Raw genomic sequence first — 18700 nt, forward strand, 5'->3', positions numbered from 1 at the left:
GGTAAAAATGTTTATAGGAAATCAGAGTAGCAATAAGGTAGAAAGAGCTATCAGCGAAATCAGGCGCGGTCGGCCAATTGTAATATATGATGAAAGTAATTACCTATTGTTTGCTGCTGCTGAGGCTTTAGAAAGAGATTTATTTAATCAATACAAGCTTACATCAAGTAATGTATATGTTACTTTAACTTCAAGTAAGGTAAAATACATATCTCAGAATAAAGAACATAACAGCAAACGTCTGTTGGTGAATAATTTTGATGAACTGCTCTATTTAATAAACTGTTCAAAGGAAGATTGCATAAAAGAGTTGCAATGCTCAAAGACAATAGATGAATGTGCTATTGCCTTGCTTAAGTTCTCAGAATTATTGCCATACGCGTTAGTGGCTGATATGACTTTTGAGAATAACCATGAAATGCGAAATTGGTGCGAGAAAAATGACGTTATTGCACTGGACACATCATTCATAAATAATTTTCAAGAAAATCAGGATGTATATGAAGTGTGCAAAACATCATTATTTTTAAAACAGACTCAAGAAGTAAATATCATATCTTATAGAACCGAAAGTGGTGGAAGAGAACATCATGCAATTATCATTGGCAATCCAGATAAAGATGACGAACCATTAGTGAGAATTCATTCTTCGTGCTATACGGGTGACTTGTTAGATAGCTTGTCATGCGATTGCAGAAGTCAGTTACATCAAGCAATTCAAATGATAGCTGACTCTGGAAGTGGTATTATATTGTATTTGATGCAAGATGGAAGAGGCATTGGTTTAACTAATAAGTTAAGAGCGTACAGTATGCAAAGAGGACATAATCTTGATACTGTTGATGCAAATAGAATATTGGGTTTTGAAGATGATGAAAGGAGTTTTGCTGTTGCAGCTAAAATGCTTAAGAAATTGAACATTAACAAAATCCAATTACTTACAAACAATGATAGGAAATTGTCAGAATTGGAAAGTAGTGGTATAGGAGTTACAAAGTGTCTACCACTTATTGTGGAACGTAATAAATATAACGATTCATATATGGAGACAAAGTTTGGTAAATTAGGCCATAGATTAAGAGTTTTTTAGCTTTTTTGCTGTAACTACTTTGTTAATTTGCTATGTTTATTAACATAAGTTAAGATTTTTAGGAATACTAAAATGCTAAGATTTTTTAAGCGAGAAAAAAATACTGAATCCTTAGATAAGGATATAAATTGGAATTCAAACCGCTACAGCACAGTTATTGCTCAAAGGAATATTCTACTTTTATTTGCATTAATATTATTAGCAACGATCTCTATCAGCATATTAGTCATATTTAAAATTAGCACAAGTAGCACTATTGAGCCATTTGTTATAGAAATTGACAAGAAATCAGGAATAGTGCAATTGGTTGATCCTGTCACAGTAAAACAGTATTCTGCAGATGAAGCGCTAAACGATTATTTTATTTCAGAGTATATAAAAGCAAGGGAGGTTTTTGATCCATATCATTATAATTATAACTATTATACAAAGGTGAGGTTGTTTTCCTCACCTAATGTGTATAATGAATTTAGAAATTATGTAGGATCGCAGAATATGGATGATCTTTTTAATTTATATTCAGATACCAAAAGTGAATTTAAAATTCGCTCAATTCAAAAGTTGGGTAACGATGCTCTTCAGGTGAGATTTTTTGTGGAATTTACACGGAAAGATGGAAGTTCTACGAGAAAAAATAAGATAGTTATTATGTCATATAGATATGCATCGCTTGAAATGGATGATCAGCAAAGATATATTAACCCATTAGGATTTCAAGTTATTTCATATAGAGTAGATGATGAATATGTATAGGATATTATTAGTTTTAGCTTTACTTGTAAGTGGCAATTTAAACGCATCCATTAATTATAATGAGCCTATTTCTATAGATAGTAGAATAAAGACTTTTGTGTATAGCCCTAATGAAGTATTTACGGTGGTTTTTAGTCAGGGTTACTATTCTTATATTGAATTTGCGGAAGGAGAAAAAGTTAAAAATATCGCTGTTGGTGATGCATCAAGTTGGAAAATTAATCCTTATGACAATAAATTGCTTATCATGCCATTTGAAGTTAGTAGTCGCACTAACATGATTATTACGACAACTAAAAAAAGAAATTACATTTTTGATTTAATCTCAAGGCCAAACTACGATAAATACCCGGATACTGATGCTAAGAAAGTAGATCACGATTATTCTGCTGAAAAGGATATATCTTACGTAGTACGTTTTTATTATCCTCAAGAAGAAGGTGAATTTGATGTTGATTTAGATGAGGTTTCTTTACCTACTCAAATGCAATATACTACAGACAAGCTAGAAAAAATAATACAAGAAAATGATACGAAGTACAATTATACATATATTGATGAAGGTGGTAATGCGGATATAGTTCCGATCGAGTTATTTGATGATGGTTATTTAACCTATTTAAAATTTAGAAATAATAATAAAATACCTCAGGTTTTTGTAGAAGGGGAGGATAAACCTTGTAAAAGGCTGTTATTTGATGATTATGTTATAATAAAAGGAGTACATAAAAAGCTATTTATGCGTTATGAAGATGGTGAAGTTGAAATTATAAATAGGTCACTTTAGCTGTGGTACATGCAATATGAATAAAGAAAGGCGTAACAATTCAGAAGATGAATCAGAAATAGAGAATAAGGTAGTAACAGTTGGCTCTAATCAAGGTCATAGGGCATTGATGGTCATTATTTTAGTGCTTCTGGCTGGTGGAGTGTATTATCTCTATTTTAGTCCTTCTCCTAAAGAGGGTTCAGAAGTTATTAAAAAAGAGGAAACAAAGCAAAACGTTCAAGAATTGAAAGGAAAGTTGGAACAAGTTCCAGATAATGTAATGGTTCCTGAAAGAATAATAACTGATCCCTTACCACCCTTACCTCCTCTTCCTACACCACTAATCATACCAGAAATAAAACAAATTAGAAAAGAAGAAGAGAAACCAAAAGAAACTCCTGTGTCAAATATACCTATTTTGCCAAAGCAAAATTTTCCTTCTAGTAATGTTATGGGCAATTTACCTACCTCGTTTCCTACAATAGGGGGTGGCGGTTATCCTAGAGACAGACGTAGTGCACAGATGTTGACAATTTCAGGTGGTAGTGGAGAGAACAAGGCTGCTGATGCTATTTTATCCGACACTTCAGCACAATCGAGCAAAGCTACCAGAGTAGGAAAGCTTGGTTTAATGATTACTCAAGGTAAAATTATTGATGCTGTTCTTGAAACTGCAATAAACTCTGATCTGCAAGGAATGCTGCGTGCTATGGTGAGTAGAGATGTTTATGCAGAAACTGGTGATACAGTTTTAATACCTAAAGGCTCAAGATTGATAGGCAGTTATTCATTTGACTCGAATGTTGCTAAATCTCGTGTAAATATAAACTGGAATAGAGTGATTCTGCCACATGGAATAGATATTGCAATCTCATCACTTAGTACTGACGAGCTTGGTAGAGCAGGAATAGCAGGAATAGTTGATAACAAAATAGTAAGTGCGTTATTCTCTTCAGTGACACTTGCTGGTGTTTCGATTGGTTCTGCTGTTATAGGGCAAAAGGCTTCTAATCTTGTTGATACGCTAACTATCAGAGATGCAGTAAAGTCTATCACTGCAACCGAAATAGATTTTTCTTCTCTCCAACTCATTATTGACCCAGAAAAGAAGATATCTAGTGACAAATGGAAATTAGGCCTTGGGGCTATCGGAAGAATTCGGAGTGCCAAAAGCAGACAAGATTTACTAAAAATAATGAAAGAGGAAATAGCAAAAGCACTAGGAATTGAAGAAGACGAGGTAAATATAAGCCTGGAAATTGTAAATCAACTGTTAGAACAAATTCAAAGAAAAAGCAAGTCTGTTTATGATGAAGCAATCGGGAAATCAATCGAGGATTTTTCTAAAGATATGCGGGATGTAGTGGGCAGATATACAGATAAAAAACCAACTATTTATGTTGATCAAGGCACTGCATTGAAAGTATTTGTTAACCAAGATATAGTATTTCCTCCACAGGCAATATTAAATCAATGAAATGAACTATGCTGCACTTGATACATATTTGGAGCCATTACAAGGCATATTTCAAGAAGAAGGCGTAAATGAAATATCAATAAATAAGCCAAAGGAAGTATGGATTGAAAATCGCGGTGAAATAAGGTGTGAAAAATTAGAAGTATTCGATCTTAACCATTTGAAATCTCTTGGCAGACTGATTGCTCAAGCTACAGAACAAAAACTTAGCGAAGAAGCGCCGTTACTTTCGGCAACATTACCAAATGGTTATCGTATACAGATAGTATTTCCGCCAGCATGTGAACCTGATAAAGTAGTCATGTCGATTCGTAAGCCTTCTAGCATGCAGTTAGCACTCGATGATTACGAAAAAATGGGGGCTTTTTCTGAAACTGTTACAGAAGCAACTGATAATCCAGTTGACCGTCATTTGGATTTATTGTTAAGGCAAAAAAAAATAAAAGAGTTTTTAGAATACGCTGTAATAAGTAAGAAAAATATTATAATTAGTGGTGGAACTTCCACTGGTAAGACTACTTTTACTAATGCTACTTTGCGTGCTATTCCAGCTGAGGAAAGAATTATTACTGTTGAGGATGCAAGGGAAATCGTTTTGAACGATCATCCCAATAAAGTCCATCTAATTGCCTCTAAAGGAGGGCAGGGCAGAGCAAAAGTAACCACTCAAGATTTGATAGAAGCGTGCTTACGTTTAAGGCCAGACAGAATAATAGTTGGTGAGCTCCGTGGAGCGGAAGCTTTTAGTTTTCTCAGGGCGATAAATACTGGTCACCCTGGATCAATATCAACCCTTCATGCAGATAGTCCAACAATGGCCCTTGAGCAAATAAAATTGATGGTTATGCAGGCAAATCTTGGCATTCCTCCAGACCAAATTATACCATACATTAGAAATGTGATTGATATTGTTATTCAGCTAAAAAGAACCGGTGGGGGCAAAAGAAGCATTTCTGAGATATTATTTACTAGATCTGCGAGCGAAAATGCTTAAATTTATACATAAGTTAAGGAAGAGTAGTTTATGAGTAATGGAAATCACCTACGTAATATTCTCATAGGAGGTGTAGTAGCTTTTAGCGTACTTGAGTTTTGCTTCTATCTATCTGGTATATTGTTTGTTCTGTTTGCTGATGGTCCGGATGCTGTGGATTTTAAGGCAATTAATCCTAGTTTGACGCCTTTCCCTCAAGCTCTTTGGCCAACGATTTTTGATCATATACAATATTGTTGGCATCATCCAGAGTTATATAGCCTTGAGCTCAAAATCACATTAATTATATCTTCTGCACTGCCTATCATTGTTTTAATGATTATCTTATGGAATTTAAGAGAAAGGATAATTGAGTGGCGACCATTTAAAAAGAAGGAATCACTTCATGGAGATTCGCAGTGGGCATCAGAGAAAGACATACGAAAAGCAGGATTAAGAAGCAAAAAGGGATTATTGCTTGGTAAAGATAAAAGAGGATACTTCATTTCTGATGGGTTTCAGCATGCATTGTTATTTGCACCTACAGGTTCTGGTAAGGGTGTTGGCTTTGTAATTCCTAATTTATTATTTTGGACTGACTCGGTAATTGTACACGACATAAAATTAGAAAACTATGAAATAACAAGTGGTTGGCGAGAACGACAAGGACAAAAAGTATACGTATGGAATCCAGCGCAGCCAGATGGAATAAGTCACTGTTACAATCCATTACAATGGATTAGTGAAAAACCTGGGCAGATGGTTGACGATGTGCAGAAAATAGCTAACCTAATCATGCCTGAACAAGACTTTTGGCAGAATGAAGCAAGAAGCTTATTTGTTGGAGTGGTATTATACTTACTTGCTGCACCAGAGAAAGTTAAATCTTTTGGTGAAGTTGTGCGTACGATGCGTAGTGATGACGTGGTTTATAATCTTGCTGTTGCTCTTGATACAATGGGTAAAATACTACACCCTGTAGCATATATGAATATTGCAGCTTTTTTACAAAAAGCTGATAAAGAAAGGTCAGGTGTTGTATCAACCATGAACTCATCACTTGAATTGTGGGCAAACCCATTGATTGATACTGCAACTGCGTCAAGTGATTTTAATATTCTAGATTTTAAAAAGAAGAAAATTACAGTTTATGTTGGTTTAACTCCTGACAACTTGACTAGGCTCAGGCCTTTAATGCAGGTTTTTTACCAACAGGCAACTGAGTTTTTATGTAGAAAATTGCCATCGGATGACGAGCCTTATGGCGTATTGTTTTTAATGGATGAGTTTCCTACACTTGGAAAAATGGAGCAATTTCAAACAGGTATTGCATATTTTCGTGGTTATCGAGTTAGGTTATTCTTAATTGTGCAAGATACTGAGCAGCTCAAAGGAATATACGAAGAAGCAGGGATGAACTCCTTTTTGTCAAACTCGACTTACAGAATAACTTTTGCAGCCAATAATATTGAAACAGCTAATTTAATATCGCAACTTATAGGAAACAAAACTGTACAACAAGAATCGTTGAATAAGCCTAAATTTTTAGATTTAAATCCTGCTTCAAGGTCATTACATATCTCTGAAATACAGAGAGCATTGCTATTGCCTCAAGAAGTTATTATGTTGCCACGTGACGATCAGATAATTTTAATAGAGTCGACTTACCCAATTAAATCAAAGAAAATTTTGTACTACAGTGATACCACCTTCACAAGAAGGCTGCTCAAACAAACTCGTGTGCCTACACAAGAACCATATGACCCAAACAAAGTTCTTTCTGCCGCTGCGAGCAAAGATAAGGTTAATAACGAGGGGAATAATGTTCTTGAGGGACCTAATTCAGTTGATTATCCTGCTGAAACTAAAACCGAAGATGCAGTATATGATGAATCAGATGAATTTGCAGACGAAGATATTGATGATGAAGATATCGACGATAAGTTTGAAGATGATGACGAGGAAGATGAGGATAGGAGCGATGATGGGTTTGATGACGAAGAAGAGGAGGATGAATTTGAAGATGAGGATAAATTAAAAAATGACGAGAAGTAAGGTTAACTTTGCCTATTTTTAGCTCAGAAAAGTGCAAGTTATGCAAATAATTAGGTTTTTCATATTAAGCCATTTTTAATTAATTAGTATTAGATTAGCTATTTTAACTAGGGGAGTAGTAATGATTAGTAAAAAAACATTAGCGGTTACAGCATTTGCTTTATTGTTGTCACAACAATCTTTTGCAAGTGAAACAGAAGGGTTTTACTTTGGTAGTGGGTATTACGGTCAATATTTAAATAACACAAGCGTACTAAAAACAAGCACTACAGGTATCAAAAATTTGTCTATAAATGACAGGGGTGCTCAGAACACAGAAGGTCAGTCACTAAGTGAGTATAAAGGAGATTATAATCCACCTTTTGCTGCAAATGTGGCATTTGGTTACACAGGGGAATTGGGTAACAACAGCTATAGGGCTGAATTGGAAGGGATGTATTCTTCTGTAAAAGTGGATAATATTGGTTTAACAAGTAGCCAAATAACTGTTTCATACCTAAAGGAGACTGGTGAGGATCCTGATAAAGAAATTTATCTCTATAGTGCTGCAGTTAGTCATGACCAAATTGAGAACATATCTGTAATGGCAAATGTTTATCATCATTGGAAAAGTGACCGTTTCTCTTTTTCTCCTTACGTTGGTATTGGGATCGGTGCAACAAGAATGACGATGTTTGAAAAACCGTCAATAAGACCCGCAGGTCAATTAAAAGCTGGCTTTGACTATCGCATAAACGAAGATGTAAATATGCATATCGGATATAGAGGTTTTGGTGCTATTGGTAGCGATATTAAGCTTACAGCAAAAAGGTTAGGACAAGTGGTAGACGACCCTAATAATGATAAAAAAAAGAAGCTTGATCCTAGCTCAGGTAGCAAAGTAACTGAGGAAATAAATATAGGTAATCAACTATTTCACACACACGGTATAGAGGCTGGTCTTACTTTCCATTTTGCCAGCAAAGCTTAAACATGTTGCCCTTTAAAAAATGCATAAAACCGTTCCTGTCATCCTATGGCTTGACCATAGGATCTAGTTAAATATAGATCCAAGTAGTCACGCTACTTGGATGACGAGGTAGAGGGTACTGGGATGACATAGGATAATATGGGATGAAGGAGATAATACAAGAAAACATTAGCTATGTTTTTTGCATAACAATGCATCTCTTCATTCCCGCTAAGTCGTATACATATTCCTGAAAAGCTAATTCGTATGAGGGGATTATTTTGTCAATATTGCTTTGATCTTCACCTATCTCCAATATCGCAAACCCATTTTTTTTAAGGCACCTCCTTAATATTGGAAAAATGCTCAAGTAACAGCTCAAACCATCAATACCACCATCAAGGGCAATTCTTGGTTCCTTTTGCACTTCAGCTTGCAAGTCTTTCAATTTGCTTCTTTTAATATATGGAGGATTACTGATTATAAGATCGAATGAACCTCTGCACTCTGTCCACGAACTTGGAAATATTTTGGCTCTGCTGAGAAGATCATGTTTTTTTGTGTTCTGATAGGCAACTTTATATGCTTCCAAGCTTTTTTCAAAACCGACGCCAACAGCATATTCATACTCACTAAGTGCGGATATCAATAAACAACCTGTGCCTGTACCAAAATCTGCAATTTTTAGTTTCTGTTTTTTGTTTGGGTAATATTTTAACACTGCTAGGATTATTGTTTCACTATCTGGCCTTGGATCTAAAACATGCTGGTTAACTATAAAATTTTTACTCCAGAATTCACGATTACCTATTATTTGCGATATTGGATATCTTTCCGCTCTTTTTTTTGTTAATTTCCAAAATAAAAGTTCTTTCTCCATCGGCACTTGATCAGCATGGTTCACAATTATAAATGATCTTTCCACTCCAAGTACGTGCTGCATGATGATTTCACAATCTAAATGTGGTGATTCAACTTTATGTGACGATAATAACTCCGATCCTTCTTGAATTAAAGTGCTGATTGTTTTCATTATTCTAAAAATATGTTTCTTTCAGCCAAAAATAGCAAGATGAGCTTCCAGTTTAGGGTAGCTGCACTAAATCCCAGTGTCAAGCACGCAGCTGTACGAACATTGCAATTTGCAGATCCAAGTAGCTTGACTACTTGGATCCAGCTAAGTTGGTGAGCATAAAAGTATAGCTAATGCGAGCTTTACGTCATACCGTCACGGTATCTCTAGATTCCGCTAACACGTAGCGGGACGACGAGGTCAGGGTGTCATCCTAGTACCTTCTCCTGTCATCCCAGTGCCCTGACTACTTGGATCCAGGAAAAAGAATGGTGTCATCCAAGTAGCCTCCCTCCCCTGTCATCCCAGTGCCCAGACACTGGGATCCAGAAAAGTTTGCTTGTAATACCAATTCCCATTACACGGCAAACAGATGGACAAAGATGGAAGAAAAGCCATAATGAAGTAAGTAAAATAGTTGAGGTATAAATGGCATTAAGATCAAAATTATTGGATGAAAAAGTAGTAGAATCAGCAAAAGAAATGCTGAAGAAAGTAAGGAATAATGCATATGTTTCAAAAAAACTAAATGCTGTAATTGCAGCAAAAAAGTACAGTATAACGGCTGTAGCAAAAATATATTGCATTTCAAGAAGCGCACTAACTTCGTGGGTAAAACTCTTGAAATTTGGCAGAGAAGAAAAACTGTTTGCTCCTCCACAACGCCGTAGAAAAACTAAATTAAATCAGGTTCAACTACAGCAAATTGAAGAGTGGATAGAAGAAAATCCTAATATTACCATTAAAGAAATGAGAATAAGAATCCAGGAAAAGTTCAGATTAAATATCAGCAAATCTACAGTACACCGCTATATGCAAAAGATGAAATTCTCATATATTACACCAAGACCAGTTCATAATGGACAAGATAAAAGCAAACAAGAGGAATTCAAAAAAAAATCTCAATGGAGCTATTAGCAAGTATCCAGAAAAAGAGCTATTTTTCTTTGATGAATCACGGTTTGGCACACATTCAAAGGTTGGACATGGGTGGTTTAAAAAGGGGATTAGAACACAGGTTAAAACAAAATTAGGTAGGCAAAATTTCTATCTCTATAGTGCGGTTAATCCTAGAAATGGAGAGAGTTCTAGCTTATTTGCACCAAATGTCAACACTGATTGCATGAACATATTTCTTGAGCAGATGTCGCAATATCTAGAAACACGAGAGGCTTTTCTTGTTATGGATTGTGCTAGTTGGCATAGGTCAAAAAATTTAAAGGTACCTAAAAATATCGATATTATATACCTACCTCCGTACTCACCTGAGCTAAATCCTGTTGAGAGGCTTTGGTTATATATAAAACAGAACATTTTGCGCAATAAAATATACGATACAATTGCTCTGCTTGAGGGTGCTTTGTGCAAATTTATTACTTCTCTTGCCAGCTCCACAATTAAACAACTCTGCAATGTCTCCTATTTGACTGGCCAACAATGAGAGTTGGTATAAGCAAGCAAACTAGCACAGAAAGTGGTTACAACATTTTCGATGAGATTATATGGAAAACTGGATTCCAGTGTCAAGCACTGGAATGACACCTTCCTGCCCAGTTCATGTTGCCATAAATATTAAGAAATTTACCAAGCAAAAAAAAGGCAAAAGAAGCCCTAGTCATTGTCTATTTTCAGTATTGGCGTTTTTTAAGTCTTAAACACTGCAATTTAGCTGCTTTTAAATGCAACTCACCTTAGTTTAAATGTTTAAGAAATTTACTAAGCAAAAAAAAGGCAAAAGATATCCCGTATTAGCTAGTTGTCACTCTCTAATCCTGCAAATTGGCGTACTATACTGTCTTAAACGCTTTATAAGCGCGTTTCAGCTTATATAGGTAAAAACCCAGAAATGTTGTGAAGAAGTAAAGTGTGCATAGTGCAAAAAATTAAAAATAAGACGCCAATCACGTAACACTGTTGTCATTTAATCTGCACAGATTGAAGATAAATGAATACCTTCAGTACCATGATAATGGGGCTGGCGAAGGGTGTCAAGTAAGTTTTTTTGTTTCTACTGAATGACAGTTGTGGCTTGGGAGGTAGTGCAAGAAGTCTACTGATGGCTTTCAAGGCAGTTGAGCTTAATTATTAGAGTAGTAATGTTTATTTTTATATTGACTATTGAGGTTTATTATTTTATAACTAAAAACTTAGTTATTTTAATGAGCTTGAGTTTATAACATATGCCTACGATAAATCAATTAATACGTAAGGGTAGATTAGGATTGACCCATAAGAAAAAGGTACCAGCTTTGGGAGAAAGCAACCCTCAAAGGAGAGGTGTTTGCACTAAGGTGTATACTACAACTCCTAGAAAGCCTAACTCAGCACTCCGTAAAGTAGCCAGAGTAAAAATTAGTGGGTATGGTGAAGTGACGGCTTATATACCTGGTGAAGGTCATAATTTACAAGAACACTCTGTTGTTTTGATACGTGGTGGGCGGGTTAAAGATTTGCCAGGTGTGCGTTATCACATAATAAGAGGTGCTCTTGATCTGCGTGGTGTGCAAAATCGAAAGAAAGCTCGTTCAAAATATGGTGTAAAGAAATCTGGTTAAAGTTTATGGCTCGTCGGAATAAAGCAAAAAAAAGAGAAATAAGTCCTGATTCGCGTTACGGCAGTGTTTTGCTGATGCGTTTCATTAATACAATCATGAAATGTGGTAAAAAATCTACTGCAGAAAAGATTATCTATGACGCTTTGTCTTTAGCTGAAAAGAAAATAGGCGAAGGTGGGTTATCAATTTTTGAGACAGCAGTAGGAAATGTTACTCCTTCTATAGAAGTGCGTTCTCGACGCATTGGTGGTGCAACTTATCAAGTACCTGTTGAAGTTCGACAAGATAGAGCGGTTTCTTTAGCGTTAAGGTGGATTGCTAAAGCAACTTCTGCTGCTCGAAAAAAGAGTGGAAAAACCACTGTTGATTGTTTGCAATCTGAAATACTGGATGCTTATAATAAACGCGGTGGTGCGTTTAAGATGTGCGAAGAAAAATATAAAATGGCTGAAGCTAATAAGGCATTTTCTCATCTTCGTTTTTAATGTTAGCTAATTAATTGTGATATGGAAATTGGAATATCTAAATACAGAAATATAGGGATAATGGCTCACATAGATGCTGGTAAGACTACCACAACAGAGCGTATTTTATTTTATACTGGTAAGCAAAATAGAATTGGTGAAGTGCACGATGGTGCAGCTTCTATGGATTGGATGGAGCAGGAAAAAGAGCGTGGTATTACAATCACATCTGCTGCAACAACATGTTTTTGGAATGATCATAGGGTCAATATAATAGACACTCCTGGTCACGTTGATTTCACTATTGAAGTTGAGAGATCTTTAAGGGTTTTGGATGGTGCAGTTGCTGTATTTGATGGAGTTGCTGGAGTTGAACCTCAATCTGAGACAGTGTGGCGTCAAGCTGATAAATATAGCGTTCCTCGTATCTGCTTTGTTAATAAGATGGATAGAATAGGGGCAAATTTTTATCGATGTGTTGATATGATAAAGACGAAGCTTGGTGCAGCACCTTTAGTTATTCATTTACCAATAGGGAGTGAGAAAGATTTCAAAGGTATAATTGACCTTATTTCTATGAAAGCCATTATATGGCAAGAAGAAACGTTGGGCGCTAAATTTTCTTATGAAGATATTCCTTCTGATTTGCTTGATAAGGCTCAAGAATATCGAAATCTTTTATTAGATGCTGCAGCTGAGATGGATGATGAAGCGATGAATACTTACTTTGAGTCTAATGATCTGCCAGTGGATTTACTGAAAAAATGCGTGAGAAATGGGACCATTAAAGGAAAATTTGTTCCTGTGTTATGTGGATCAGCTTTTAAAAATAAAGGCGTACAACCACTTTTAGATGGTGTGGTTGACTTTTTACCTTCTCCTATTGATGTTGATGTAATTGTTGGAATTGATCCTAAAGATTCAGAAAAGAAAATTGAGGTCAAACCTTCAGAAAAAGAGAAATTTGTTGCTCTTGCATTTAAAGTGATGACGGATAAATTTGTAGGCAGCTTGACGTTTATCCGTATTTATTCTGGTAAATTAAAGTCTAAATCTACCGTTTCAAATGCGTTAAAAAACGAAACTGAAGGGATTGGCAGAATGTTACTTATGCATGCAAATAACCGAGAAGATATAACTGAGGCTAGGGCTGGAGATATAGTTGCTTTAGTTGGGCTAAAGAAAACAACCACCGGAGATACTTTATGTTCTGTTGATTTTCCTATATTATTGGAGCGTATGGAATTTCCTGAGCCTGTTATTGAAATTGCTGTGGAACCTAAAACCACTTCAGATCAGGAAAAATTAGGTATTGCTCTAAATAGGTTGGTTGCAGAAGATCCTTCTTTGAGAATGTCAGTAAATGCGGAAAGTGGCCAGACTATATTGAAAGGCATGGGTGAGCTCCATCTTGAGATTATTGTTGATAGAATGAAGCGCGAATTTAACGTTGAGGCTAACGTCGGTGCTCCTCAGGTTGCATATCGTGAAACTATCACTAAATCTGTTGAAATTGATTACACTCATAAAAAACAATCTGGTGGAGCTGGTCAGTTTGCTAAGGTTAAAATAAAATTTGAACCTCTTGAGCCTGGTTCTGGGTTTCAATTTGAAAGTAAAATTGTAGGTGGTGCTATTCCAAAAGAGTATATTCCTGGGGTAGAAAATGGCTTGGAGTTGATAAAAGAAGGTGGTATAATTTCGGGATTTCCGTTGATTGATTTTAAGGCTACCCTTCTTGATGGTGCTTTTCATGAGGTTGATTCTAGTCCTTTAGCTTTTGAACTTGCTGCTAAAGGTGCTTTTAAAGAGATGGCAAATAAAGCTGGTCCAAAAATGCTGGAGCCTATAATGAAAGTTGAAATCATTACTCCTGAAGAATATATGGGTGATGTTATGGGTGATATAAATAGTAGAAGAGGAAATGTTGCTGATATGCTCGATTTAGGTAATAATAGTAAAATAATTACTGCTTCGGTACCTCTTGCAAATATGTTTGGTTATATCAACGTTTTGCGTTCTATGTCTCAGGGAAGGGCGCAGTATAGTATGCATTTTTCTTGTTATGAGCAAGTGCCACAATATGTGGTTGATGAGTTAAAGTTAGAGTATAATTAAGGGTAATAATTATGACAGCAGTAGTGGAAGCATTTGGAAAGCCGCATGTAAATGTGGGAACAATAGGACATGTGGATCATGGGAAGACGACGTTAACAGCGGCGATAACGAAGCATTATGGAAATTTTGTAGCGTACGATCAGATAGATAAAGCGCCAGAAGAAAGGAAGAGGGGGATAACGATAGCAACAGCGCATGTTGAGTATCAGACGGAAAAAAGGCATTATGCACACGTTGATTGTCCTGGACATGCTGACTATGTAAAGAACATGATAGTAGGTGCAGCACAGATGGATGCGGCGATATTGGTAGTGTCAGGGGTTGATGGGCCAATGCCACAAACGAGAGAGCATATATTGCTGGCGAAGCAGGTAGGTGTTGGATATATCGTGGTGTATATAAATAAAGCTGATGTTGCTGATGCTGATATGATGGATTTAGTAGAAATGGAAGTGAGGGAATTGCTGAATAAATACGGATTTCCAGGGGATGAAGTTCCTGTGGTAGTGGGATCTGCATTGAAAGCGCTGGAGGATGACAGCAGCGAATATGGAAAGAAATCAATAGATAAATTGATGGAAAAGTTAGATGAATATGTGGCGGTTCCACCAAGGCCTGTGGATTTACCATTTTTATTGCCAATCGAGGATGTATTTTCGATATCGGGGCGAGGAACAGTGGTAACAGGAAGAATAGAGAAGGGAGAGATAAAGACGGGAGAAGAGATAGAGATAATAGGTTTAAAAGCAACACAAAAGACGATATGCACAGGTGTTGAGATGTTTAAGAAGTTGCTGGATAAGGGAAGTGCAGGGCTCAATGTAGGAATATTGCTGAGAGGAACAAAAAGAGAAGAAGTGGAGAGAGGGCAAGTATTAGCAAAACCGGGGACGATAATGCCGCATAGAAAGTTTAAGGCGGAGGTTTATATATTAAAGAAAGAGGAAGGAGGAAGGCATACACCATTTTTTGCGAATTACCAGCCACAGTTTTATTTAAGGACAACGGATGTAACTGGGAGCATAAAATTGCTAGATGGGAAGGAGATGGTAATGCCAGGAGATAATGTGAGTGTAGAAGTAGAATTGCAAGTACCGATAGCAATGGATAAGGGATTGCGTTTTGCGATAAGAGAAGGCGGTAGAACTGTTGGTTCTGGTGTTGTTTCTGAAATTTTGGAGTGAGAGTTTGAGTTATAGGAGTGTAGCTCAATTGGTAGAGCGCTGGTCTCCAAAACCAGAGGTTGTAGGTTCAATTCCTATCGCTCCTGCATTAATGTTGTGGTGGAAATGTTAAAAAGTTTGTGTGGTTTTTTCTGTGATATAAAGCAAGAAATACGAAGAATTGCTTGGGTAAAGAAACAGGAGGTGTTGTCATCTCTATTTGTTGTAATGATTGTTATATTATGCTTTTCGATTTTCTTCTGTTTTGTGGATTTTATGTCTCTTTACGTAATTAAGGCTTTATTTGGAATTATTTATGGAATGTGAATATAAATGGTATATCATTAAAGTTGATTATGGATATGAGCAAGGTATACGCGAATTGGTAAGTAATGCTGTTTATTTTAAGGAAGTGTTTATTCCTTATCAAACGGTATGTAATTCAAAGTCTGATATAAAAGAATTATGTGAAGTGTATGTATATATGCATCTGTGTGATGAAAGCAAAAATATTTTGAATCAAACGCCTGGATTCTGCAGTGGCGAATCTGGTGATTTTGAGATGATTTCAGATGATGAGATAAGTTTAAAGTGTAAAGAATTTAATAGATATAAATGGTATATCTTGAGAGTTGCTTCCAATTGTGAAGAGAAAGTGCGCCAACATATATTGGAAAATTCTATGAGATTGGGTGTTAATGATTACTTTAAGGAAGTTTTTATTCCATATGAAGAGCTAAGTGAAGTAGAGTTGAAATCTAAGAAAATTGCTACACGAAGGAAATGCTTTCCTGGTTATGTCTTTTTATACGTGAATTTATGCGATGAAGTATTGAATTTTATCAATAATATACCAAAATCTCTTAAGGTTTATGGATTTTTGAAAAACGGTAATATTCCAAAGGTGATTTTGGATGATGAGATTCACTCAATGTGTAATGCACTTTATAATGCTCAAGAGACAAAGAAGTTAGGTTATGGTTATGAAAAAGGTGAAAAAGTGAAAATTAATGATGGTCTTTTTCAAAATTTTACTGGTAAGGTAAATATGGTAAACGATGAGAAAAAAATTATTAATGTGGAAGTATCGATTTTAGGTAAGCCGACAATAATAGAGCTTGATCTGGCTCAAGTAGAGAAAATAGAGGATTAATTATGAGTGTTATAGTTGCTAAGATTAACTTACTTATGGAAGCTGGGAAAGCAGTTCCAGGACCGAAAATTGCTTCAGTACTTGGTCCACGTGGTATACCTGTTCCTAAGTTTTGTGAAGCTTTTAATAAAGTTACTAGTGCTGCTAACGCTAATTATAAAGTAGGCGATTTAGTAACAGTGCGAATTTCCATAAAGGATGATCGCTCTCATGATTTTACTGTCAGCGGTCCGCCTGTGGCTTATTTACTTAAGCAGGAGGCTAAATTAAGTAAAAGTTCTGGTAATCCTGGTAAAGAATTAGTGGCTAAATTACCTATGTCTGCTATAATTAAAGTAGCAAAGTGCAAGATGGTTGATATGAAAGTGGATAATGAAGATTCAGCAGTGAAAATGGTTGTAGGCACTGCAAAATCTATGGGTATAGAAGTTGTGGAAGGTTAGGTAAATGAATACATATAATGATAATCCTAAGCAGTGTTTGAAGAAGATTGTTGAGTCTGCTTCAGCAAAATTTAATGAATCAGTTGATATTGCGGTCAATTTAGGCGTAGATTCACGTAAATCTGAAGAGCAGGTGCGTGGTACAGTAGTTTTGCCTAAAGGTATCGGGAAGAATATTAAAGTAGCTGTTTTCGCTCAAGATAAACATTTATTAGAAGCTGAAAAAGCTGGTGCTGATATTGCAGGAGGAGAGGATTTAGTTGAAGAAATAAAAAAAGGTAGAAAGTTAGATGTTGATTGGTGCATTACTACTCCTGATTTTATGGCAAAAATCACTCCTATTGCAAAAGTATTGGGTGCTAAAGGGCTGATGCCTAACCCTAAATTTGGTACTGTGACTTCTAACATTGCAGAAGCTATTAAAACCATTAAGTCTGGTCAGGTAAAATTTAGAACAGATAAAAATGGTGTTATTCATGGTAAATTAGGAAATATTAAATTTGATATTGATGACTTGCTAGAAAATTTAAAAGCCTTTCTTAAAGTAATTAAAGATAATAAACCTATTTCTGCGAAAGGAATTTACTTTAAGGGTGTTTTTTTAAATTCAACTATGGGTAAAGCTTATAAGATAGGCAAAGTGGAAGATATAATTTAAGGGAGTGATACCGTGAAGCGTAAAGATAAGGATGAATTTATACAGAGCACAATAAACGTATTTGTAAATAATGATTTCTTGATATTAGTAAATTTTAAATCTATAAATGCTAATGATTCATTAACTCTGAGGAATAGTCTGAAGTCTATAGCAGGTGGGGTATTAGTAGTTAAAAACACTCTAGCGCGCTTGGCTTTGGAAAGGACTGGTAAATTCTCTTATTTATCAGGCAAATTTTCCGGTCCTGTTGCTATTATATACTCTAGTGGCATAGTAGAAGCTGCAAAATTAATAGTTGATTTTACTAATGCTAACAAAGAAAAAATGTCTGTGATTTGCGCAGCTCATTTAAATGAATTGTTAACAGTGGAAGATATTAATAAACTGGCTAAGTTGCCTTCTCTGGATGAATTGCGTGTTAAAATTATGCGTTTAATATCTTATGATATTCCTGCTCGGTTAGCGTTGTCTATTAATTCATCTTCTATGAGGCTTATGAGAGTTTTGGATTATTATAGTTCTAAAAAATAAATTTGTTGTTAAGTAAGGTGGTAATTATGAGTAATGTAACAAGTGATTTGGTTGATAAAATATTATCTTTAAACCTATTAGAGGCTTCTGAACTTGTAAAAGTTTTAGAAGAGAAAATAGGGTTGCCTGCTGGTTCTTTTCTTGGTGGAGCTGTTGGTGCTGGGGCGCCTATTGGTGATAATGCTGCTGCTCCTGCTGCTCAAGAAAAAGCTGAGTATAAAGTTGTGATTAAAGAAATTGATGCGAGTAAAAAAATAGGAGTTATTAAAGCTGTGAGAGAGGTTAATTCTACATTGGGTTTAAAAGAAGCAAAAGAGTTGGTTGAATCTTTACCTAAAGATTTGACTGCTAATGTTCCTAAAGACGAAGCAGAAAAAATCAAGCAAAAACTTATTGAAGCAGGAGCAACTAAAGTGGAGCTTGAATAATATTTAATGTATTAATTTTATATTGATATAGCTCTTTTAATTAGTTTGG

Annotated in this window: 19 protein-coding genes and 1 tRNA gene; 19 read left to right on the plus strand and 1 reads right to left on the minus strand. The window is 35.7% G+C overall.

Going from position 1 to position 18700, the window contains the following annotated elements:
- Positions 1–7: 7 nt before the first annotated feature.
- From INQ25_RS00095 to INQ25_RS00125, 7 genes are all read left to right on the plus strand, one after another.
- A complete protein-coding gene (locus INQ25_RS00095) occupies positions 8–1090 on the plus strand; it encodes a GTP cyclohydrolase II (RefSeq protein WP_010082649.1) in 1083 nt (360 codons plus the stop codon).
- A gap of 72 nt (positions 1091–1162) precedes the next feature.
- Positions 1163–1843 carry a VirB8 family type IV secretion system protein gene (locus tag INQ25_RS00100; protein ID WP_151807683.1) on the plus strand — a complete coding sequence of 227 codons (681 nt, stop codon included), beginning with the start codon at positions 1163–1165 and terminating at the stop codon, positions 1841–1843.
- A complete protein-coding gene (virB9, locus tag INQ25_RS00105; RefSeq protein WP_174515708.1) occupies positions 1830–2630 on the plus strand; it encodes a P-type conjugative transfer protein VirB9 in 801 nt (266 codons plus the stop codon). The genes INQ25_RS00100 and virB9 overlap by 14 nt, the downstream gene beginning before the upstream one ends.
- Positions 2631–2646: 16 nt before the next feature.
- The gene (locus INQ25_RS00110) at positions 2647–4089 is read left to right on the plus strand and encodes a TrbI/VirB10 family protein (RefSeq protein WP_213862736.1); all 1443 of its coding nucleotides are present in this window, start codon (positions 2647–2649) and stop codon (positions 4087–4089) included.
- A gap of 1 nt (position 4090) precedes the next feature.
- Positions 4091–5083, plus strand: a complete 993-nt coding sequence (gene virB11 / locus INQ25_RS00115; protein ID WP_065094644.1) for a P-type DNA transfer ATPase VirB11 — start codon at positions 4091–4093, stop codon at positions 5081–5083.
- Positions 5084–5113: 30 nt separating this feature from the next.
- A complete protein-coding gene (locus INQ25_RS00120) occupies positions 5114–7117 on the plus strand; it encodes a type IV secretory system conjugative DNA transfer family protein (protein ID WP_077188467.1) in 2004 nt (667 codons plus the stop codon).
- A gap of 121 nt (positions 7118–7238) precedes the next feature.
- On the plus strand, positions 7239–8087 hold the full coding sequence (locus INQ25_RS00125; RefSeq protein ID WP_213862737.1) for a P44/Msp2 family outer membrane protein: 849 nt from the start codon (positions 7239–7241) through the stop codon (positions 8085–8087).
- Between the two features lie 172 nt (positions 8088–8259).
- Here the strand turns inward: INQ25_RS00125 and prmC are convergent, their stop codons facing one another.
- The gene (gene prmC / locus INQ25_RS00130) at positions 8260–9099 is read right to left on the minus strand and encodes a peptide chain release factor N(5)-glutamine methyltransferase (protein WP_213862738.1); all 840 of its coding nucleotides are present in this window, start codon (positions 9097–9099) and stop codon (positions 8260–8262) included.
- Positions 9100–9567: 468 nt separating this feature from the next.
- Here prmC and INQ25_RS00140 point away from each other — a divergent pair.
- From INQ25_RS00140 to rplL, 12 genes are all read left to right on the plus strand, one after another.
- A protein-coding gene (locus tag INQ25_RS00140) for an IS630 family transposase (RefSeq protein WP_094745768.1) occupies positions 9568–10579 on the plus strand; the annotation gives its coding sequence in 2 pieces (ribosomal slippage) (positions 9568–10029 and positions 10031–10579; 1011 coding nt in all).
- Positions 10580–11318: 739 nt separating this feature from the next.
- Positions 11319–11693: a 30S ribosomal protein S12 gene (rpsL, locus tag INQ25_RS00145; RefSeq protein ID WP_006279787.1), complete on the plus strand. Its 375-nt coding sequence runs from the start codon at positions 11319–11321 to the stop codon at positions 11691–11693.
- Between the two features lie 5 nt (positions 11694–11698).
- A complete protein-coding gene (gene rpsG / locus INQ25_RS00150; protein ID WP_007549313.1) occupies positions 11699–12178 on the plus strand; it encodes a 30S ribosomal protein S7 in 480 nt (159 codons plus the stop codon).
- A 21-nt stretch (positions 12179–12199) separates the two neighbouring features.
- The gene (fusA, locus tag INQ25_RS00155) at positions 12200–14275 is read left to right on the plus strand and encodes an elongation factor G (RefSeq protein WP_010962308.1); all 2076 of its coding nucleotides are present in this window, start codon (positions 12200–12202) and stop codon (positions 14273–14275) included.
- Positions 14276–14286: 11 nt separating this feature from the next.
- Entirely contained in the window at positions 14287–15459 is a 1173-nt protein-coding gene (gene tuf, locus INQ25_RS00160; RefSeq protein WP_213862740.1) for an elongation factor Tu, read from the plus strand.
- A gap of 13 nt (positions 15460–15472) precedes the next feature.
- Positions 15473–15545: transfer RNA gene (locus INQ25_RS00165), tRNA-Trp, on the plus strand.
- A gap of 19 nt (positions 15546–15564) precedes the next feature.
- Entirely contained in the window at positions 15565–15765 is a 201-nt protein-coding gene (gene secE / locus INQ25_RS00170) for a preprotein translocase subunit SecE (RefSeq protein ID WP_022626186.1), read from the plus strand.
- On the plus strand, positions 15755–16591 hold the full coding sequence (nusG, locus tag INQ25_RS00175) for a transcription termination/antitermination protein NusG (RefSeq protein ID WP_213862778.1): 837 nt from the start codon (positions 15755–15757) through the stop codon (positions 16589–16591). The genes secE and nusG overlap by 11 nt, the downstream gene beginning before the upstream one ends.
- A gap of 2 nt (positions 16592–16593) precedes the next feature.
- Positions 16594–17034, plus strand: coding sequence for a 50S ribosomal protein L11 (locus INQ25_RS00180; RefSeq protein ID WP_006279541.1), 441 nt, complete (start codon positions 16594–16596; stop codon positions 17032–17034).
- 4 nt (positions 17035–17038) lie between these two features.
- Positions 17039–17692, plus strand: coding sequence for a 50S ribosomal protein L1 (rplA, locus tag INQ25_RS00185; RefSeq protein ID WP_065094732.1), 654 nt, complete (start codon positions 17039–17041; stop codon positions 17690–17692).
- A 12-nt stretch (positions 17693–17704) separates the two neighbouring features.
- Positions 17705–18223: a 50S ribosomal protein L10 gene (rplJ, locus tag INQ25_RS00190; RefSeq protein WP_213862741.1), complete on the plus strand. Its 519-nt coding sequence runs from the start codon at positions 17705–17707 to the stop codon at positions 18221–18223.
- A 26-nt stretch (positions 18224–18249) separates the two neighbouring features.
- Positions 18250–18651, plus strand: a complete 402-nt coding sequence (rplL, locus tag INQ25_RS00195; protein WP_007551887.1) for a 50S ribosomal protein L7/L12 — start codon at positions 18250–18252, stop codon at positions 18649–18651.
- Positions 18652–18700: the final 49 nt, after the last annotated feature.

The organism is Wolbachia endosymbiont of Rhagoletis cerasi (assembly GCF_018454475.1).
Taxonomy (GTDB): Bacteria; Pseudomonadota; Alphaproteobacteria; order Rickettsiales; family Anaplasmataceae; genus Wolbachia; species Wolbachia pipientis.

Excerpts from the sequence above, each read along its gene's own strand:
- INQ25_RS00095 (WP_010082649.1), top strand. The coding sequence starts at position 8 with ATGTTTATAGGAAATCAGAGTAGCAATAAGGTAGAAAGAGCTATCAGC.
- INQ25_RS00100 (WP_151807683.1), top strand. The coding sequence starts at position 1,163 with ATGCTAAGATTTTTTAAGCGAGAAAAAAATACTGAATCCTTAGATAAG.
- virB9 (WP_174515708.1), top strand. The coding sequence starts at position 1,830 with ATGAATATGTATAGGATATTATTAGTTTTAGCTTTACTTGTAAGTGGC.
- INQ25_RS00110 (WP_213862736.1), top strand. The coding sequence starts at position 2,647 with ATGAATAAAGAAAGGCGTAACAATTCAGAAGATGAATCAGAAATAGAG.
- virB11 (WP_065094644.1), top strand. The coding sequence starts at position 4,091 with ATGAACTATGCTGCACTTGATACATATTTGGAGCCATTACAAGGCATA.
- INQ25_RS00120 (WP_077188467.1), top strand. The coding sequence starts at position 5,114 with ATGAGTAATGGAAATCACCTACGTAATATTCTCATAGGAGGTGTAGTA.
- INQ25_RS00125 (WP_213862737.1), top strand. The coding sequence starts at position 7,239 with ATGATTAGTAAAAAAACATTAGCGGTTACAGCATTTGCTTTATTGTTG.
- prmC (WP_213862738.1), bottom strand. The coding sequence starts at position 9,099 with ATGAAAACAATCAGCACTTTAATTCAAGAAGGATCGGAGTTATTATCG.
- rpsL (WP_006279787.1), top strand. The coding sequence starts at position 11,319 with ATGCCTACGATAAATCAATTAATACGTAAGGGTAGATTAGGATTGACC.
- rpsG (WP_007549313.1), top strand. The coding sequence starts at position 11,699 with ATGGCTCGTCGGAATAAAGCAAAAAAAAGAGAAATAAGTCCTGATTCG.
- fusA (WP_010962308.1), top strand. The coding sequence starts at position 12,200 with ATGGAAATTGGAATATCTAAATACAGAAATATAGGGATAATGGCTCAC.
- tuf (WP_213862740.1), top strand. The coding sequence starts at position 14,287 with ATGACAGCAGTAGTGGAAGCATTTGGAAAGCCGCATGTAAATGTGGGA.
- secE (WP_022626186.1), top strand. The coding sequence starts at position 15,565 with ATGTTAAAAAGTTTGTGTGGTTTTTTCTGTGATATAAAGCAAGAAATA.
- nusG (WP_213862778.1), top strand. The coding sequence starts at position 15,755 with ATGGAATGTGAATATAAATGGTATATCATTAAAGTTGATTATGGATAT.
- INQ25_RS00180 (WP_006279541.1), top strand. The coding sequence starts at position 16,594 with ATGAGTGTTATAGTTGCTAAGATTAACTTACTTATGGAAGCTGGGAAA.
- rplA (WP_065094732.1), top strand. The coding sequence starts at position 17,039 with ATGAATACATATAATGATAATCCTAAGCAGTGTTTGAAGAAGATTGTT.
- rplL (WP_007551887.1), top strand. The coding sequence starts at position 18,250 with ATGAGTAATGTAACAAGTGATTTGGTTGATAAAATATTATCTTTAAAC.